The 20,050-nt window shown below is 40.4% G+C and carries 14 protein-coding genes and 1 rRNA gene; 12 read left to right on the forward strand and 3 right to left on the reverse strand.

The genetic code is table 11. The features are described from left to right. Positions 1-312: 312 nt before the first annotated feature. The 4 genes from T515_RS13980 to T515_RS14000 all read left to right on the forward strand — a co-directional run bounded on the left by T515_RS13980 (position 313) and on the right by T515_RS14000 (position 4,673). A complete protein-coding gene (locus T515_RS13980; protein ID WP_036608937.1) occupies positions 313-516 on the forward strand; it encodes a hypothetical protein in 204 nt (67 codons plus the stop codon). Positions 517-518: 2 nt separating this feature from the next. After that, complete coding sequence (locus T515_RS17205) at positions 519-2,186, forward strand: IS66 family transposase (protein ID WP_081832698.1); 1,668 nt, start codon at positions 519-521, stop codon at positions 2,184-2,186. A gap of 197 nt (positions 2,187-2,383) precedes the next feature. Continuing rightward, on the forward strand, positions 2,384-3,589 hold the full coding sequence (locus T515_RS13995; protein ID WP_036612488.1) for a GGDEF domain-containing protein: 1,206 nt from the start codon (positions 2,384-2,386) through the stop codon (positions 3,587-3,589). A gap of 223 nt (positions 3,590-3,812) precedes the next feature. Further along, positions 3,813-4,673, forward strand: a complete 861-nt coding sequence (locus tag T515_RS14000; protein WP_036612515.1) for a YitT family protein — start codon at positions 3,813-3,815, stop codon at positions 4,671-4,673. 205 nt (positions 4,674-4,878) lie between these two features. Here T515_RS14000 and T515_RS14005 read toward each other — a convergent pair whose 3' ends face one another. After that, complete coding sequence (locus T515_RS14005; protein WP_036612491.1) at positions 4,879-5,817, reverse strand: LysR family transcriptional regulator; 939 nt, start codon at positions 5,815-5,817, stop codon at positions 4,879-4,881. Positions 5,818-5,974: 157 nt separating this feature from the next. Here T515_RS14005 and T515_RS14010 point away from each other — a divergent pair, with 157 nt between their 5' ends. Further along, positions 5,975-6,559 carry a nitroreductase family protein gene (locus tag T515_RS14010; RefSeq protein WP_036612493.1) on the forward strand — a complete coding sequence of 195 codons (585 nt, stop codon included), beginning with the start codon at positions 5,975-5,977 and terminating at the stop codon, positions 6,557-6,559. 58 nt (positions 6,560-6,617) lie between these two features. Here the strand turns inward: T515_RS14010 and T515_RS14015 are convergent, their stop codons facing one another. Continuing rightward, the gene (locus tag T515_RS14015; protein ID WP_036612496.1) at positions 6,618-7,316 is read right to left on the reverse strand and encodes a response regulator transcription factor; all 699 of its coding nucleotides are present in this window, start codon (positions 7,314-7,316) and stop codon (positions 6,618-6,620) included. Between the two features lie 228 nt (positions 7,317-7,544). On the opposite strand from T515_RS14015, the gene T515_RS16840 reads away from it, so the two are divergent. Beyond that, a complete protein-coding gene (locus tag T515_RS16840) occupies positions 7,545-9,941 on the forward strand; it encodes an ATP-binding protein (RefSeq protein WP_197026460.1) in 2,397 nt (798 codons plus the stop codon). 175 nt (positions 9,942-10,116) lie between these two features. Continuing rightward, positions 10,117-11,514, forward strand: a complete 1,398-nt coding sequence (locus tag T515_RS14025) for a CitMHS family transporter (protein ID WP_036612498.1) — start codon at positions 10,117-10,119, stop codon at positions 11,512-11,514. Positions 11,515-11,744: 230 nt separating this feature from the next. On the opposite strand, the gene T515_RS14030 is transcribed toward T515_RS14025, so the two are convergent. Further along, the gene (locus T515_RS14030) at positions 11,745-12,962 is read right to left on the reverse strand and encodes a GGDEF domain-containing protein (protein WP_036612501.1); all 1,218 of its coding nucleotides are present in this window, start codon (positions 12,960-12,962) and stop codon (positions 11,745-11,747) included. A 425-nt stretch (positions 12,963-13,387) separates the two neighbouring features. On the opposite strand from T515_RS14030, the gene T515_RS14035 reads away from it, so the two are divergent. The 5 genes from T515_RS14035 to T515_RS14055 all read left to right on the forward strand — a co-directional run. Beyond that, positions 13,388-15,358: an aconitate hydratase gene (locus T515_RS14035; protein WP_036612504.1), complete on the forward strand. Its 1,971-nt coding sequence runs from the start codon at positions 13,388-13,390 to the stop codon at positions 15,356-15,358. Between the two features lie 46 nt (positions 15,359-15,404). Next, entirely contained in the window at positions 15,405-16,283 is an 879-nt protein-coding gene (locus tag T515_RS14040) for a LysR family transcriptional regulator (RefSeq protein WP_036612507.1), read from the forward strand. Between the two features lie 254 nt (positions 16,284-16,537). Next, positions 16,538-17,710: an isocitrate/isopropylmalate family dehydrogenase gene (locus T515_RS14045; RefSeq protein ID WP_036612509.1), complete on the forward strand. Its 1,173-nt coding sequence runs from the start codon at positions 16,538-16,540 to the stop codon at positions 17,708-17,710. Positions 17,711-18,014: 304 nt separating this feature from the next. Beyond that, complete coding sequence (locus T515_RS14050) at positions 18,015-18,944, forward strand: AEC family transporter (protein ID WP_036612512.1); 930 nt, start codon at positions 18,015-18,017, stop codon at positions 18,942-18,944. An 849-nt stretch (positions 18,945-19,793) separates the two neighbouring features. Next, a 16S ribosomal RNA gene (locus T515_RS14055) occupies positions 19,794-20,050 on the forward strand; the annotation flags it as partial.

Raw genomic sequence — 20,050 nt, forward strand, 5'->3', positions numbered from 1 at the left:
GTTACTGTTCACACCCCTACTATTTCATATTGTTAAAAATGCTGAATTTAAAAATTTAATTTTCAAAGGATCCGAGACGCTGTTGTGGACAGCCTCTCGGATTTTTTAAATTAACTCCTATATCATCTGTGTAATCCACAATTCGCGGTTTATTCTGGTCCATATGTCAGAAAATGTGGAAATCCATGTCCGATTTTTTCCGGTTTCTGACGAATCATAAGCTTATACACATGTCATTTTGACGGAATGTCAAATCCTTGAAATTCGCGTAAAATCGAGCTTTTTGCTATACTTTTTTCAGGAGTAACAGTCATGGGAAAACAGGAAGAAAAAATTATAGCAATGCAGGAACAGCTAATCAAAGGATATGAGAAACAGATAGCTGGTCTTGAGGAAGAGAATAAATCACTTACAGAGTTAAATGAACAACTGAAAGAACTCTTGGAATTGCAGGAAAAGGAGCTATCGTTTTTTAACGGTATACTTGATAAGGCTAAAAAGAAATTTAAATTTTGACTATGACAAAAACTGATCTTATTGGACAACTTCAGATGCGGTTAAAGGCTGCGTTAACAAAGATATCTGATTTCGAGTCAGGGGAAATATACCAGACTATGAAAGAAGAACATAGAAAGGCTAACCGTGCTTTTCAAAGAACTATAGACCAGAAAAATGCCCGTATCCAGGAACTTACACATATCAATGAAAAGATATGGAAATGGTGTCAGGAAGTCTGTGAAGATCAGGAAAAAGATCATAAGGCAAAGACCAAGGAGCTCATACGTCGTATCCATCAGATTTATGAGCTCTATCTTGGTGCACTCAAAAAGAATGATGAGTTAAAAGAAAAAAACAGTGAACTTCGACAGGCTAACTATGCATTAGCGTCTGAACTTGAAGATGAGCGTGAGAAAAACAAAAAACTGATAGCGCAAATAAACCGGGATTATGAGAATTCTTCAAAACCCTCTTCACAGTCTGTTAATCATAAAAAGATCACAAATAATCGTGAGAAAACCGGTCGTAAACCCGGAGCTCAGCCTGGTCATCAAGGTCATGGACGCAGAAAACTAGCACCAACAAGCAAGATATTTCTCCCTGCCTCATCCGAGATCTTAAATGATCCCGATTACAAGGAAACAAACAAGGAAGTTGTGAAACAGCTGGTTAATATCAGGCTTGTACTTGAGGTGGTTGAATATCGCGCAAAAGTCTATAGAAATTCAAGGACGGGCGAGAAATACCATGCTCCGTTTCCTAAAGGTGTCGTTGATGATGTCAACTATGGAGGAAGTATCAAAGCATTCCTTTATCTCTTGAATAATGATTGTAATGTCTCTATTGATAAAAGCAGCCGTTTTCTGGCAGAACTCACCAACAATCAATTAAATATCTCGAAGGGTATGATCAATAAACTCGGAAAAGAGTTTGCTGAAAAAACCGAAGAAGAGCGAACTGAAACCTTTAAAGAGATGCTTCTTATGCCTGTCATGCATACGGACTGCACAAATGCTCGCTATAACGGTAAAAGTGCATATGTATTCATCAATGTTGCGCCTGATGGAACAGCGCTTTATTTTGCGCGCAAAAAAAAGGGACACGAAGGCGTAAAAGGTACAGTGACAGAATACTATAATGGCATACTGGTACATGATCATGAATCCACTTTCTATAACTATGGTTCAGAACACCAAGAATGTCTGGCTCATATCCTCCGGTATCTGAAAGATGGAATGGAGATGGAACCAGAGAAAACCTGGCACAGATCAATGAGAGAACTTCTCCGGGAAATGATCCATTATCGTAATGAACACGAATCAGATATGGATTCGGAGGTTGTTGCCGATTTCGAGACAAGGTATATGAAAGTGCTGGAAACAGCCAGAGATGAATATGAGTATGTGCCTCCGAGTAAATACTACAAAGATGGGTATAACCTATATTTGAGAATGAGAAAACATTCCAAAGAACATCTTCTGTTTCTTCATAATGTCAATGTACCGAGCACAAACAACATAGCGGAGCGCTTTCTACGTGGCTACAAGCGCAAACAAGGGCAGGTGATGTCTTTCAGATGCTTTGATACAATAACGCATCATTGTGAAGGCAAGAGCGTGCTTGTTAAGATACGGCAAAATGAAGGAGCCAATGTGTTTGATGAAGTGACACAAAGATTTGACTCATAGTTGGCAGAACAGCCGACCCGTTATTACTGAGACTCAGTTTAACGGATCGGCTGTTTTACTACAAGTTCACCTGTGAACAGTAACAATTTCATAAAATTTTTGGCGCATGGAAGTCAACTAAAGTTTGACAGGAATTGCAATATCACTTATGATTTTAACAATGTATCTAAGTTTTTTTAAAGATATAGGGGATTTTAATGATAAATGATTTAGTGGGCGATTATGCGTTTTACTATATAGAGGCAAATGTGTTCTGTATTCTGATTTTGCTTATTCTGTATTTTAAAACCAGTCATAGTGTTGATCGACAACGGCGGCAGATGTTTTTTGGAGAAACATTGGCAACTGCCATGGTCTATCTCACTACGGATATGTTTTGGGTACTTGTGGACAGCGGAAGGATAATGACCACTCCGTTTCTTTTGTATCTTACAAACATTATTTACTATTGGGCAGCAGCTACCATGTCATATGTTGTTTCGTATTTCATGCTGCTCTACGAAGGAAACAAAAAAATAGAAGAGCCGGGGGTTCATTTACTGACGGCTATTCCCTGTATACTGAATATTGCCGCAACGGTAACGACACCTATACATAAGATGTACATCTATGTTGATGGCAACGGAGAACTGGTGTTGGGTCCTTTGTACCCGCTCCTTATTCTTCTTATCATTGCGTATCCTATAGCGGTGGCTGTCAGAGCCATATACAAGTCCCTTCTCAAGGAGAACTATGCAAAGAGAAATATGTATAAGGCTATAGGTATATTTCCGGTATTCTCGGTTGGTCTCGGTATAGTACAGGTATTTCATACAAGGATACCTTTCCTCTGCTTTGGACTGACTATAGCGCTTCTTCTCATATACATAGAGTTTACAAACGATCTTGTTTCACTTGATCCGCTTACAAAGCTTAATAACAGAAATGAGCTTTACAGGTTTATGACCGTAAAGATGAATGCTGCCAGAAATTCCGGAGCACCTGGACTGTACCTTATGATCATGGATATAGATCGTTTCAAGAAAATCAATGATACTTACGGACATAATGAAGGTGATCATGCTTTGAAGGTACTGGCAAAGGTCCTTAAGAAGGTCTGCTCCTATGAACCTAATCGTTTTGTTGCAAGATTTGGCGGAGATGAGTTTATAGTTGTCGTTGAAACTGCTGATAAGCATGAGGTTGAGAGGATAAGTGAGGAAATTCATACTATACTGCGAAAGGCCATATCAGCAGAACAGCTTCCATTCAGCATGGATGTCTCCATAGGATGGACGAGATATGTAAAGAGTTCAGATAAGGTGAGTTTAAACGCCCTTATAGAGCGGGCAGATGCCATGCTTTATGAGGAAAAAAAAACAAATCATGGTAAGATGAAGAAAAGCCTTGAGATGGTAAGCTGAAAAGGTAAAATCATAAACAGAAGCCGGTAGAAATATCGCTTCTGTTTTTTTATCTGCATGATTGATATAAAAATCGTATAAATAATTCAAAACCCGCTGGACTTTGAAATAAATGGAGAGTATTGTATTCAAGGATAACAAAGAGTTAATGCTGGTATATCTGGTAGTTATGATATACAGGCAAAATAGTTATCATAAATAAGAATTGGAAAAGGTAATGACTATGAAGTTTGATTTTAAGAGAGATCTGAAGAGACTTATAGTTGTTGTACTGGCATCGTTACTGATGGCGGTTAATGTCAAAATTTTTGTAAGAACAGGCGGATTATATCCCGGAGGAGCAACAGGTCTTACGGTACTTATACAGAGGATAAGTCAGATTTATTTATCGAGAGAACTTCCGTACTCAATTATAAATTTCACCTTAAATGCGATTCCCATATATATAGGGTTTAAATTTATAGGAAAAAAATTTACTCTGTTTTCACTGGTGATGATATTATGTTCGGGTTTCTTTACGGATCTGATACCTGAACATGTCATAACCTATGATACATTGTTGATAGCGATTTTCGGAGGAATCATAAACGGAGTTGTGGTCAGTATGTGCCTCAGTGTGGATGCAACCTCCGGAGGTACTGATTTCATCGCAATTTATCTCAGTCAAAAGAGAGGTATGGAAACCTGGAATCTGGTACTTGGTTTCAATGTTGTCATTCTGGTGGCGGCAGGTCTTCTCTTTGGATGGGATAAGGCGCTTTATTCCATAGTATTCCAGTATGTATCCACTCAGACACTGCATACTCTTTACAGGGCATATCAGAGACAGACACTTTTTATCATAACAGAGAAGCCGCAGGAAATAGCTCAAATGATTTATGATGTATGTCATCATGGAGCGTCCATTATGACAGCTCAGGGGTCTCATGAGCATAGGGAGTATCATGTTGTATATTCTGTAATAGGTGCGGATGATGCAAAGAAGGTTATGATCAAGGTTAAAGAAATAGATCCCTGTGCTTTTATAAATTCCATAAGAACAGCAGAGCTGTCGGGAAGATTTTATATGAAGCCGAAAGACTGAGGCATTCAAAGATATGTATGGAAGAGAAGGATATTTTAGAGCCGCTGAAGGAAGAAAGGTTCTGATTTCCTTTTTGACATTCGATTCATAATTTTTTTAATAAAACCAATCCGCCGGAGTGAAAAGGACTCCGGCGGATTTTTCATGTAAAAGAGAAGATAAGTTTCATGGAACATCGAAAGAATCAGCCGGGGATTAAAGATAATCACCTGTCTCTTGTGGACATCTTTTCTCGTATAATTTGAATAAACCGTTCATCGGCTCTTGAAAGAAAAGCTCCTTTAAGAGTGGTTATACATAGGCTCCAGTAGGCGGAATACTTATTATCGATGGAGAGAAAAACCGGAGGGTTGTCATATTTGTTGACATTGACATAGTCGGATGGCAAAAGAGTAAAACCTATGTTCTCGGCGGCAAGCTTTTCCAGAGTCATATAGTTTCTGGATACGAATTTTATCTCCGGATGTATCCCTGCTTTTTTCAGAACTGAATCTGTGACATGGCGTATACGCTGTTCCTTTAGCAGAGTCAGTAGTGGCTGATCCGCAAGAAGCTTGACATCAAGAACAGGATAAGGATAGCCTTCCATCTGAACAGCCTTATTTACAAGAGGGTTCTTGCTGGATATGGCAAGTACAAAGGGGTGTCTCGCAAGAATTTCATAATTCAGAGAAGGGTTTGCTTCAGTGCCCTCTACAGGGGCATGCATGACAGAAAAGTCAAGATCTCCGGAAATGAGTTTTTCTTCCTGAAGTTCCGTGGAACCCTCAAAGATATCAAGGTCGATTCCCGGACACTCATCTTTGAATTGCGGTACTACCAGCGGTAATGCAATGGCACCGAGATGGTTGGTGATGCCAAAGCTTATATGACCTGTCTTCAGGTCGTTCATGTCACTGATTTCAGCCTCAAAATCATCGTAGATCTTCAGTATCTTACAGGCCATCTGGTAATACCTTTCACCTGCATAAGTGAGTTTCAGTCCGTCGGAACCTCTGATGAAGATCTTGGTACCTATGGATTCTTCAATACGTTGAAGAGACTGGGACAGTGAAGGCTGGGCAACAAAGAGTTTTTTTGCCGCTTTGGAAATATTATGAGTATCGGCTACGGTCTTAACATATAAAAGTTCTCTTGTGGTCATAGGCATTACCTTTTCATAAACAAACAGAATATTGAAGTATCCTATATTCTACCATGAATAATTATTCTTTAAATGTAAAAAATCATGATAAGAATATAAAATTTGATTTATACTTGTAGTGGTAACGATTATTGAGTGATTAAAGCGGGAGGAATGTATGTTTAAGGACATAGTAATTAAAAACAGAAGCTACAGAGGGTACAACGAAGACAGAAAGATAACAAAAGAGGAGCTTTTTGATCTTATAGACACTGCGCGAATTACAGCTTCAGCAGCCAATAAGCAGCCTTTGAAATACTACATTGCTCAGGAAAAGGAAGAGGTTGAAGGTATACTTGGCCTTACCAGATGGGGAGGTGCTCTTCCGGAGCTTCATCTTCCAAAGGACGGAACACATCCTGCAGCGTTTGTTGTTATACTTCAGGATAAAGACATTCAGCCAAATACCCAGGCTGTAATGATAGATGTGGGAATAGCGGCACAGACACTTCTTCTTGCGGCGGCTGAAAAAGATCTTGGTGGTCTTATGATAAGGAATTTCGGACTTGAGCCTCTCACAGAATATCTGAACCTTCCGGAAAATCTCGTTCCGCTGCTGGTCATCGCCCTCGGAGAACCGGCTGAAACAGTGAAGCTCGTTGATCTTCCAAAGGACGGCAGCATCAATTATTATCGGGATGAAAACGGAACACATTTTGTGCCCAAACGTGAACTTGGTGAAATCGTTATTTCAAGACAGTGAAAAATTATAAATACTTTGTTTAAGTATCATTTTAATCTGCCGATAACAGTAGTTTGAATCATGGAACAAATCTGTAGCCCAGTCCCCGGACTGTTAATATGTGAGTGGGTTTTTTGGAATCTTCCTCAATTTTGCTTCGGAGTCTGTTTATGTAAACCATGATGGCATTGTCATCAACAGCTATGGAATTGCCCCATACGTGATCGTATATCACATCCTTATTGAATACCTGCTGAGGATTTTTAAGAAAGAGAAGGAGTAGGGCGGCTTCCTTTGAAGAAAGGAACAGCTCTTCAGTACCCTTGTAAAACCTCATGGTAGAGGTGTCATAGGAAAACTGACCTACTGTAAGGATGGTACTGCTCAGACCGCTGTTTTCGGAAAGGGCCTGACGGTTTCTGCGTATAAGCGCTTTTACCTTGGCCCCCAGTATCATGGGACGAAATGGCTTTGTTATATAGTCATCGGCTCCGATGGAAAGACCATAGACAGAATCATAGTCTTCATTTCTTCCGGAAATGATAATAATAGGAGTCGATATATGATCGGCTCTTATTTTTTTGATAACATCAAAACCTTCCATGTCACCGAGGGTCACATCCATAAGAATCAGATCGAAATGCCCGGTTGAAATTTTCATAAGAGCTTCTTTGCCGGAATTTGCAGTTTCTGAAGTTATTTCATTACTTCTCATAACTTTTTCAAGGAGTCTGCAAATGTTTACATCATCGTCAACAATCAATACCTTATCTGCCATCTTGTATATCCTATCCATTTCAAATCTTAATAAACATTAAGGTTTAATTCTAAATTATATGGTATAGTTCGTCAAGACAATGAAGTTTGAAATACTTGACAGATAATGAAGTTTGATAGTCTCATAGGGGCTGAGTGAATTCGGAAAGGAATCCCGGGCCCGGAAAAGTTAGATATGAAGAAAAATCCCATACAAACAAGATATGAAGAAATCCTGAATGCGGGTATCATGAAAAAAACAGGAATGAACTGGAAATACATGATACTTGCGGTTATAGGCATAATAAGCACAGGTATCCTGCTCCTGACAGGACTCAAGGTGTTTCATGATTACAGAAATACTCTAATGAAAAATCAACAGGATCAGCTTCTTTTGATGGCCCGGACCATCAGCAGAAATATGAGTTCGGATATGGACAATTATATGAAGGAGCTGGAATTCTTTTCTGTTATGGCCGGGGAAAAGGATGATGAAGGGATACTTCAGAAGTATCTCGAAAGCGGTCTCGATCTGGCGCTTAATGTCTATGTCGAGGACGAAAACGGAAATATCATAAAATCCTTTATGCCTGCGGGAAATGAAGCAGGGGATGATTCTCGTAACAGTTTTGAAATAAAAGACCTTCAGATGATCTCTGATGCGGGAAACGGAATAAGTATCTGGCAGGGACATGCAGATCTTTTTTCTCATGCCGGAGAAAATAATGCTTTGGATTCAGGTAAGATCGTAGATAAAGATATTCTGATTTTTAAAAAACAGCTGAATAAAAAGGAAGATGGCTCTGAAGCAGCTTATGTCTGTTACGCGATAGATGAGGACAGGTATTACGAGAATATTTTGTCTGATGTACACATTGGAACAAACGGATACATCGTAGTGAAGAATTCAGATAATATCATGCTCATGCACCCTTCAAAGGATCAGTGGGGAATCAGCGTTATATCAGGAAGAATGGAAATGTTTCCGGATCTTGATTATCAGAGCCTTGAACGTCTTCTGGAAAAACAGAACAGGGGTGAAGAGGGTGTAGCGGATTACTATTCATACTGGTGGATGGAAGATGAAATTCCGAGAGTCAGGAAGATAAGCGGTTACAGCCCTGTGAAGATAGGCGATGCTTTCTGGGTGGTAAGTGCGGTTGTGGATTATGATGATTATTATCAGCCTATTCTTGAAGGATTTCAGGGGATAGTTATGGTGGCCATAGGGATACTGCTTGTGTTCGTTTTCGCGTCTGTAGGCATGATAAGACTTATTTCGGTGAACAACAGAGCAGCCCATGAGATAGATTACCTTAAAAATCTAAATCAGGTGCTTGAGGAGATGCATAAGAGCGAAAATGCCATTGCTCACCAGCAGAGACTTCAGATCATGGGAACCATGACCGGGGGTATAGCCCATGAATTCAACAATTTCCTTACACCTATCATGGGACACGCTGAACTTCTTATGATGTCTCTTCCTGAAGACTCTGACGAATACGACAGCGCAAGAGAGATACTTCAGGCTTCTGAAAAGGCAAAGGATGTGGTGCACCAGATGTCTGCCATGAGCAGAAAAAATGTAGAGACCATATTCAGAAATCTGGAGGCATCAAAACTTGTGAACAGATTTTTTCGTATGGCAGAATCCATATGTCCGGAATCCGTGGAACTTACAACGGAAAACGATGTAAAAGAAGAATATATCCTTGGCAACAGTACTCAGATAAATCAGGTACTTCTAAACATCACGGTAAACGGAATTCAGGCTATGAGTAACAGGACGGATGGAAAACTCCTGCTTAAGGCCTATATCAGAGAACAAACTGATATCAAAATAAAAGAGTTCATAAAGGAAAGAGTATTCAAAAAATATCTGGTATTTGAAATAAGCGATAATGGTGTTGGAATGAGTGAAAATGTCAGGAAGCAGATATTTGAACCTTTTTATACAACCAAGAGACCCGGAGAGGGAACAGGTCTCGGTCTGTCCCTTGCGGAACAGATAGTGGAAGAACATAAAGGAATCATTCATATAGATTCTGAAATAGGAAAGGGGACCACATTCTTTGTATATTTTCCTGTGGTAGAGGTACTGGGAGATGAAAACAGGGCAAAAAATGTACTTGAAAAATCCCGTGATGCCATGACTTCTTTTTTTGAGCAGGAGAAAATGCAGGTGGATGTTGTGCTTGGGCAGGGAATAATCGAGGAAGGAGAGGAGGGCCTTGCAAAGCAGGCTCCTAAGATAAAGCTCAGAAAGATTAACGTTATTGTGGTTGACGATAACCACAGGATACTTTCCCTTCTGAAGGATGGCCTTAATGCCAGAGAAAACATAAATGCAGTTATGTGCGATTCTGTTGAAGCTCTGCACATGGAGCTTCAGGAGATGGCAGCTGACATAGTTCTCATTGATGAAAATGTGGGTAATTATTCCGGAACAGATATTTTTATGTCTGAGTTTTCCGACAAAAAGGAGTCTCTTAAAATCATCATGGCAGACAGCATAAACAGGGATATAGTTGAAGCAAAGAAGAGGGGAATCATTAACGGCTATATGGAGAAACCCGTTTCGGAAACTGAGATTATACGGCTTGCAGAGCAGATCTTCAGTAACATAAAGAATCTTAACGAATTGTAAGGTTCGGATTAATGAATATTAATGTATACATGGTGCTATGTTAAGGTTTGTTTAATAAGATAGCCTCCGCTGAGAGATAAATATGAAATGCACTGGGGATGATCGCAGTTCAGAATCCCAGGGAAATGTGCACTTTATTTATCTGAGTTTATAATTTAATCGGGGGAGAAAATCTATGACAACAACTGTAGTTGGTATTCTTGGATTTCTTACGATCGTTGCGATCGTTGTGACACTTTTCAAGAGCAAGACAATTCCCAGCATTGCATTTATCGTATTCCCGTCAATTCTTGCACTTATTCTTGTGCTTGGCGGATACTATGATATAGAGCAGGTTGGAAAGCTCATTAAGGGCGGTTTCGGAAGCACCGGAGCTACAGCAGCACTTTTCGTTTTCTCAGTTCTTTATTTCGGAATCATGACTGATGCAGGAATGTTCGATGTAATCATTGACAAGCTCATGAAGCTGGTTGGTGACAATGTTATCGGCGTTACTGTCATGACATCCGTAATAGCTCTTATAGGTCATCTTGACGGTGGCGGAGCTTCAACCTTCCTTATCGTTGTACCTGCAATGCTTCCTGTATATAAGAAGATGCACATGAGAAAGACAACTCTTTTAAGATGTGCCGTTCTTTCAATGGGTGTACTTAACCTTATGCCATGGGCAGGACCTACAATGAGAGCTGCTTCTGTTCTCGGTGTTGAGGCCGGTGCTCTCTGGAGGACCATCATTCCTATCCAGATTTTCGGAATCGCTCTTTGCCTTGGCCATGCGGTTCTTGCCGGTATCCAGGAAAAGAAGAGAGGTGCAGGTCTTCACGGAAAGCTTGCTGAGCAGGGTGCTTCTGAGGATACAGAGGATGTTCAGCAGGTTAAGGAAGAGAATGACCTTGCAAGACCTAAGCTTTTTGCATTCAACATCCTTCTTACCATCGCAGTTATCGCTCTTCTCGTATGGGATCAGTTCCCAAGCTATGTTCCTTTCATGCTTGGCGTTGCAGCTGCCATCCTTGTAAACTACACACCTGTTAAGATGCAGAAGAAGATCATCAACCGTCATGCCGGTCCTGCACTTATGATGTGTTCAACACTTATGGGTGCTGCCGTACTTATGGGTATACTTGTGTATGGATTCAATGCTGACGGCGCTGCTGTTATCGCTAAGCCGGGTGTTGAGATGGCGAAGACATCAGTTGTTTCAAACATGGCTTCTATCATTTCAATGATCCTTCCAACAACACTTGGAAATCATCTTCCACTTGTTATCGGTATCCTTTCTGTACCTCTTGCACTTGCATTCGATACAGATTCATATTTCTACGGAATGCTTCCTGTTATGATCGCCATCGGCGCATCCTTCGGTCTTGACGCACTTCCAATCGCCATCGCTATGGTAGTTTGCCGTAACTGTGCAACCTTCATCAGCCCGATGGTACCTGCAACACTGCTCGGTGTTGGTGTGGCTGAGGTCGATATCAAGGATCATATCAAGGCATCCTTCGGATATGTCTGGGTATTCTCCATCATCTGCATGCTCTTTGCTGTAATGATCGGACTTATGCCACTTTAATGATTACTGCATAAGCAGAACCAATCATATATTTCTCTTTGATTCAAAAACTTTTATGGACTGTTCACAGGGGGAACGAGCAGTTCATAAAAGCTTGGGTCATAACATTTTGCCAGGATGGAGACCCTGAATGATGAATCTAAAGACCGTATATACGGAAGCCCGTACTATGGTCTCAATATAAAAAGGCACTTCTGAATATTCAGAAGTGCTTTTTTATATTGAGAAGTTTAGCTATGCAATATGGTATAGCAGTTCTTTCCGTTATTTTTTGACTCATACAGTGCTTTATCTGCCAGTGCGTACACAGTCTGAAAATCATGTACATCCTTATGGGCTATGACTATGCCCATTGAAAAAGATAAAGAGAAGTCAGAATCTATAAAGATATGGTGTACTTCCTGTTTAAGCTTTTCCGCAAATTCCGTAATGCGTTTTTCTGACGTATCATCCTTTATGATTATAAAGAACTCGTCACCCCCAAGACGACCGAAATAATTGTTTTCCGGTTTCAGAAAATAATTCAAGGCATCATCTTTAGGGGATTTTGAGCAGTTAAGTATGGATGAAACAGCCTTTCCAAGAGCCTCGATGGCATAATCACCTTTTTCATGACCGTAGTTATCGTTAATATGTTTAAAATCATCTACGTCAAGTAAACAAACCGCGATATCCTCATGAGGCATCTCAAAGATCTTATTTGTTATGTCTGTGAAAGCCCCTCTGTTTAAAGCTCCGGACAATTTGTCAAATGCAGCGTTAATGGATAGCTCTTTCTTGATCATATTAAGCTTATGGAAGGTGTGAAATCTTTCAAGACGGGCTTTCTGATAGTAATAGTGCATGACTATGGAAACCAGATAAAATGTCACTCCGTTTATTATGTCACCATGTGTGATCCCGGGAGATTTACAGATGCTGGATGAGCAGATAAAAATCATAAGTCCTATGGTGACTATGGAAATATACTCGAATATAGTATTGGCGCAAACTGTTGATGTGATTATGAAAATCGGAAGAATGGCTGTTGCAACCACATTGACATCATAAACAGATTCGGCAATTCCGAATCCGATAAGCAGTATAAATACACCTCTTGTGGCCAAAAGAGAGTAGGTTCCGTGTTTATGGTCCCAGATAAATGTCCCGAGTTTAAGAATACATGCCAAAGAAAAGAAAGACAGATACTTGAAGAGATAGTTCCCGGGAACTATATGAAAAATGCTGAGCGCGGCAAAAAAAAGCATGAACAGCATAAAGATGACTGTAAAGGCTTTTGTATTATTATAGTCGGACTGATAGACTGAATGTTTGATTTTTGCATAATCCTCGCGGCTGTAACCGTAATGATTGAACTTGTATATCAGACTCTTAATGCTTTTATCTTCGGACGGTGGATGAGAATCACCATTCATTCTGCAGTATAAATCCGTATCTTCTATGTTCATAACTCTATATAAATACTGAAAACCAAATGTAAAACCGAAAAACGTGTATAGTAATCTGTATATCTTGTCGGCGTGAAAGAGGGAAATATAAATTGAGGCCGCAGTAATAAAGCGTATACCTTTTAGAAGCTGCCGGTTTCAGGAAAAACTATTTCAGAAAAGGGCATCACTTTTTGGAATGGCATTATTTTATTATTCCATTTCTACCTCCGGAAAATGATGTATTAAAGTAATAACAGGCAATAGGTATACGGTTCCGGTTTTGACACAACTTTTTTAGTGTGGAAGTAAATTGCCGAAAGCGCAACATAATACTTTTTATTGTTTATCCGATTAAAGATAGAGGAAGGTTTCTTTTTAATAATCTTACCTCTATTACAATGATAGTAATATTAATAACAAACTTTTTTTCAGGAGGAACAAGTATGGGAGATTCATTGACAAGAAAGATAATTAAGTCTCACTTCGAATCAGGCTCTATGACACCGGGAGAGGATGTTTTTGTAAAAGTAGACCAGACACTGACCCATGATATCAATGCTGTCATGACTTATCTTGCATTTGAGCAGATAGGACTGAAAAGAGCCCGCACGGAGATTTCAGTATCAAATCTTGATCACAATCTTCTTTATATTGATTTCAAAACACCTGATGATCATATCTATCTAAGAACTGCAGCAGAGAAATACGGAGTTTATGTTTCAAGACCCGGAAACGGAATCTGTCATATGGTTCATACCCAAAGGTTTGCAATTCCAGGCAAGCTTCTCATGGGAGGTGACTCACATACACCTTCAGGGGGAGCGGTAGGCATGCTAAGCATAGGAGTTGGCGGAATGGATGTGGCTACCGCCATGACCGGACTTCCCATGAGACTCACCATGCCTAAAATCGTCAAGGTAAACCTTACAGGCAGTCTTCGCCCCGGCGTAAATGCAAAGGAAGTTGTACTTGAGATGCTCCGTCGTGTGACTATCAAGGGTGGACTTGGAAAGGTATTTGAGTATGTGGGACCCGGGGTTGAAACTTTAGAGGTTCCGGAGCGTCTGACAATCGCCAATATGGGGGCCGAGATGGGCGCTACTTCATCCATATTCCCCGCGGATTCGGTTGTCAGGAAATTCATGGAGGCACAGGATCGTGGCGATCAGTTTGTTCCCATGGCACCGGATGAGGACGCGGAGTACGACGAAGTTATGGAACTGGATCTTTCCTCCCTTGAGCCTCTTATCGCACTTCCTCATCAGCCGGATAATGTTGTTCCCATAAGCTCCCTCACCGAGCATCCTGTGGTACAGCAGGTCTTCATGGGATCATGTACCAACGGTTCCTATTCTGATTTTGCTAAGGCGGCACTTGTTATGCAGGGACATCATGTGGATGAAAATGTCCAGTGTACTGCGGGAATCGCAAGCAGGCAGATTTATAAACAGCTTATGAAGGACGGCTATCTCGATATGCTCATAGATGCCGGGGTACGCATAATGGAGCTTAGCTGCGGACCCTGCTGTGCCATCGGACAGGTTCCACCCACAAACGGCATAGCGGTACGTACTTCAAATCGAAATTTCCGGGGCCGTGCAGGTTCTCCTAATGCCAATATCTATCTGGTTTCCCCAGAGTCAGCTGCGGCAACCGCCATTAAGGGAACATTTGCGTCAGCATGGGACATTATGGGAGATGATGTTAAGAAGCTTTCAGAGATTCATGAACCGGATCATTATTTTGTGGATGATTCCATGCTCATAAAACCTCTTCCGGAAGAAGAGGCTGAGAAGGTGGAGGTTATCAAGGGGCCTAATATCGCTTTCCTGCCTGTTCCCGAAAAACCGGAAAAGCATCTTCAGTGCAGGATTTCACTTAAGGGGCGTGACAATATCTCTACCGATGATATCACACCTGCCGGTGCGGAGTTTTCGTCCATGCGTTCCAATATTCCGCTTATGTCCAAGTACTGCTATAACCGTTACGATCCTGAGTTTTCCGAAAGAGCCAGAGAACTTGTTAAGTCCATCATAATCGGAGGAGAGAACTACGGTCAGGGATCATCAAGAGAACATGCCGCTATCAATCCTATGTATCTTGGAGTCAAGTGCGTTATCGCCAAAAGCATTGCCCGCATACATAAGGGAAATCTCATGAATCATGGTATAGTGCCCATGCTTTTCGAGAATCCGGAGGATTATGACAAACTGGAACTTTTGGACGAGCTTGAAATAGAGAATTTCCCTGAGCAGATCAAAGCAAGAAAAGTAACCGTCCGTGACAAAACCAGGGGTTTCAGCTTCGAATGCAAACTTGATATATCAGATGCCGAGATGGAGATTATTCTTGACGGCGGACAGCTTAAGCACCTTAAGAAGCAGCTGGTGGATAAGGGAATCATAAAGGAATAAAAGAGAACATCCGACTTTTTTGCTTTGAGATGGATTGGAGCTATTTATGAAAGACAGCGACTGGCGAATAATCAACGCATTACATGAGACACAAAGTATAACTAAAATTGCTGCAATGATGTATAAGTCACAGTCAGCCATAACAAAGAGACTTCAGATAATGGAGCAGGAGCTGGATTGCAGGATAGTGGAAAGAACGCCCCAGGGGGTCGTGTTTACAAAAGAGGGAGACTTTCTCTACAAAGAATCGGTAAAGCACCTGGAGTTTGAAAATGAGGTTATGGAGGGCTTACGCCTTATAAAGGAACAGACAAAAGAAAATATAATCATAGGAGCTGCATATACCTATGCAAAATACTCTTTATATGATGATCTTGACAGTTTTATCAAAAGCCATCCAAATGTAAGCATTCGTGTAGTAAATAAACAGAGTAATCTTTTATACCACATGCTCATGGAGGGAAAGCTGGATGTGGCTTTTATCCGTTCTGATTATATAGATAATGTTTATCATGAACTTATAGATTATACCGCAGGATATATAGTGTCCAAAGAACCGGTGAAGCTCAAAGACCTTCCACGAATGGAGAGAATTGCTTATCAGACAAACAGTAAAACTGAAGAGAAGATCGCGGACTGGTGGCAGGAACAGTTTGGCACTGAGATTCCGGAAGCGTCGGAGGATGTTGGTTATATTGAGTTTGCTTTTCGAAACATTGCCAGCGGAAATAAATACCTTTTGTGCTTTCTTCCGGATAATTTTGTTAATGAATACAATCTGTCATTACAGCCAATGTTGAAGCAGGACGGGAGCAGCTTATCGAGAAAAACCTGGTTTATTTATAAAAAAGAAAAGAACCGAAGAGCTATAGTGGATGAGCTTATTGATTATGTGGATAAGAATGTGAAAATGAAAATGGCATAGAAAATATATTATGTTGTGTATGTGATAATATATATTTTACTATATGATGCTATGACCATATAATTTAAACACAGGCAATTATAAAGCAACGAGGTGAGTTGTCAGATATTGAACAGAGGCACTGATATTACAGTATTAAAATCAGCGGAACACTATGAATCCAGGACAAGAAATAAGTTTATGGGTCTGTCTCGGATAATGTGACAAGCAGTGTCGGAAATGTAATTTTTCTAATGTTTAAGGAGAATGATACTATGGGTACAGAAGAACAGATCAAAGCAGCTGAAGCCAAGTTTGGGGATCTCATAAGAGCTGAACTTGCAAGAATAGAAACCATGAAGGAGGATAGCGAGATCAAGGATTTTTCAAAACTTGATCATATAAAAATAGGTATCCTTCCGGGAGACGGAATCGGCCCTATCATCATGGAGCAGGCTCTGAGAGTTGTCAATGAACTCCTTAAGGATGAAATTGCTTCAGGCAGGGTTGAGATTCATATCATAGAGGGTATGACTATCGAAAGAAGATCAGAGCTTAATGAGTCGTTGCCTCAGGATGTTATGGAAGAGTGCAAAAAGTGCGACGTGCTTGTTAAAGGACCGTTTGTAACACCGAGACCCGGGGACCCTTGGCCTAATCTGCTTTCAGCAAACTCTCTTTTACGAAGAGGCCTTAATCTCTTTGCAGCGGTTCGCCCCATCAAGATGCCGGACAGAAACATTGACTGGACCTTCTTCCGTGAGAATATCGAAGGTGAGTACATCCTCGGCAATAAGGGTATCGAGGTAAATGAAGATCTTGCAATCGATTTCAAGGTTCTCACAAAACCGGGAGCTGAACGAATCGCAAGAGCTGCCTTTGAGTTTGCAAGAAAGAACGGTAAGAAGCATGTGACTGTAGTTACAAAGGCCAATATCGTGAAGCTTGTTGACGGGAACTTCGTTAAGACAGTTCATAGAATCGGGGAGGAAGAGTATCCTGAGATAGAAGTGAACGACAAGCTTGTGGATGCTACAGCAGCGAAGATGCTTGATCCTGAGTTCAACAAGGATATGGAGGTTGTGGTTCTTCCTAACCTTTACGGTGATATCGTAACAGATGTTGCTGCAGAGCATCAGGGAGGCTTAGGTACAGCTTCAAGTTCCAATATAGGAAATAAATATGCACTCTTTGAGGCTATCCATGGAACTGCGCCTTATCTTATGAGCCACGGTCGTGGAAACTATGCTAATCCCTGCTCTCTTATAAGGGCTATGGGTGAAATGATGGCCCATATAGGTTTCGCAGACCGTAAAGCCATACTTGAGAAAGCTCTTGAGATAACAACAGTTACAGAGAGAAAGGTGGTTCTTACTACAGAGACTAAGGACGCAAGTGCTGCGGAGTTTACAGACTATCTTATCGATACAATCAAGGGGCTTGAGTAAACTTGGAAGATTAGTACTTAGTACATGTTCGTAAATTGATATTTAAAAAAGTTTAGAAGCACGAATTCTTTGCTTTCTTACTGACAAAATAATATTCATAGACGTATGCCCGGGAATATTTCCCGGGTTATTCTATATATAAAGTTTATCTATGAATCATAAATAAGAAATTATGGTATTTTATATTCATTAATGCAGGTAATTGCTTTTTAAAATGAATTTAATCTGAATTTATTCCTTATACTTGAAAGATTAGGAAGGTTAGTAATATTAATTAATTCGATGTGTTTGGGAGCGACAGGGTATGATAGACATGCATGCGCTTATGAATCTGCAGGCGGTTATGTTTCTTGAAATGGCTGCAGGTTTTATAGTGAGAAAACTGAATCTGGTAAAAGGCGAGTCAAAGGGGATACTAACAGCGCTGATAGTGTATGTGACTCTTCCCTGTAATATCGTGAAATCCTTCATGATAGAGATGAATGGAGAGATATTGAAACAGGGTCTGATAATGCTTGTGGCGTCTGTTGTGGTACAGCTGTTTTTGGCATTGGCTGCGTCTGTATGTTATAACTGGCTCCCCAAAAAGAGAAAGACAGTATTTCAATATGCAACTATCGCATCCAATTCGGGAATACTGGGAAACATCATAGCCGGAGCAATTTACGGAAATCTCGGCTATCTTTATTCGGCCCTTTATGTGATTCCTCAGCGTATAGTCATGTGGTCAGCCGGAGTATCTTATTTTACGGAGGCGCCGGACCGAAAAACAGTTGTAAAAAAGGTACTGAGTCATCCCTGCATCAATGCTGTCTGGCTGGGTATGATAGTAATGATATTTCAGATACAGTTTCCTGAGTTCCTGAATACCGGTATTCAGAATATAGGAAACATGACATCGCCTCTTACTATGATGTTTTTGGGAATGAGCCTTTCGGAAAGCGGATTTAAGGGTCTTATTACCAGGCATACCTGCCTGTATTCATTTATCCGTTTTGTTATCATACCAACGGTTGTGATGCTTGGATGCTTTCTGGTAAATATGGATTCGGTTGCAGCAGGAGTTGCAGTGGTTCTTGCAGCCATGCCTGCGGCTTCGATGACAGCAGTCGTTGCAAGTCAGTATGATGGTGATGTGACATTTGCCGCAAATGTGGTCGTTCTTTCGACGATTCTCAGCATACTGCTTCTTCCTGTATGGGTAATGATAGTGAGTGCAGTGTTTTTATTATGAAAATATGTGGAATATACAACACAAGAAGCTGTAACATCTTTTTAAGATGAACAGCTTCTCCCAGTCAATCAATCCAAATAGAATTATGTTTTATTATATCAAGAGCCGCAGGTTAAAATAAAAACCACGACTCTTTTATTTTATTTTTGAGGACGCAGTACCCTTCCTTTTGAGAGGTGGAATTGCAGCACCAAAAATATGAGCTACACCTTTGGCGATGTATGAAAACAAAAACATCAAAGTAACAACTAAAAACGAGTTCATAATCAAATCTTCCATATACTCACCTCACCAAAACCGGATAAAAATGCCCTGTATATATATGGTCGACGGTTAATGCTTTTTTAATAAGAAATTTTTAGAAAATTATTTTAGATTAATTAACAGTGAAATTATAGAAAAAGATTAGGTATGACACAAAGATGAAATGCATTTACGAAAAAAAGTATTTGAAACCGGAATAACTTTCAAAAAACAGACTACTCGTATTTTTGACGAAAAATGCAAAAAAGATGTTAATACGGTTAAATTAATGTGCAGAATTACATGTATTTAATTGTTAAAAAATTAATTAATAAAAATAACAAAAAATCAATTGACATAAAATATTGCCTTTGATATAGTGACTAGGCGTCGCGAGAGAGCAACAAGTTCTCAAGCGAAACAAAAACGAACCTTGAAAATCAAAGATCGATTAATACACAGACCCTGAAGATTCTAAGAATTAGATTTTCAGAAACGACAAAAGTCGTAGCGAATTTATTCGCAGTAAAGAATAACGGACAGAACAAAAGCCAAGCTTAAGTTTTGAACGGGAAGAACTTAAAGAGAGAAATCTCTTAACATTTGTAAGATGAGAGTTCGATCCTGGCTCAGGATGAACGCTGGCGGCGTGCCTAACACATGCAAGTCGAACGAGCGAGAGATGAAACCTAGTGATTACCGAGCGAGTGGCGGACGGGTGAGTAACGCGTGGGTAACCTGCCTTACAGAGGGGGATAACAGTTTGAAAAGACTGCTAATACCGCATAAGCACACAGTACCGCATGGTACAGGGTGAAAAGATTTATCACTGTAAGATGGACCCGCGTCTGATTAGCCAGTTG

Source organism: Oribacterium sp. P6A1 (genome assembly GCF_000702885.1).
Lineage (GTDB): Bacteria > Bacillota > Clostridia > Lachnospirales > Lachnospiraceae > Oribacterium.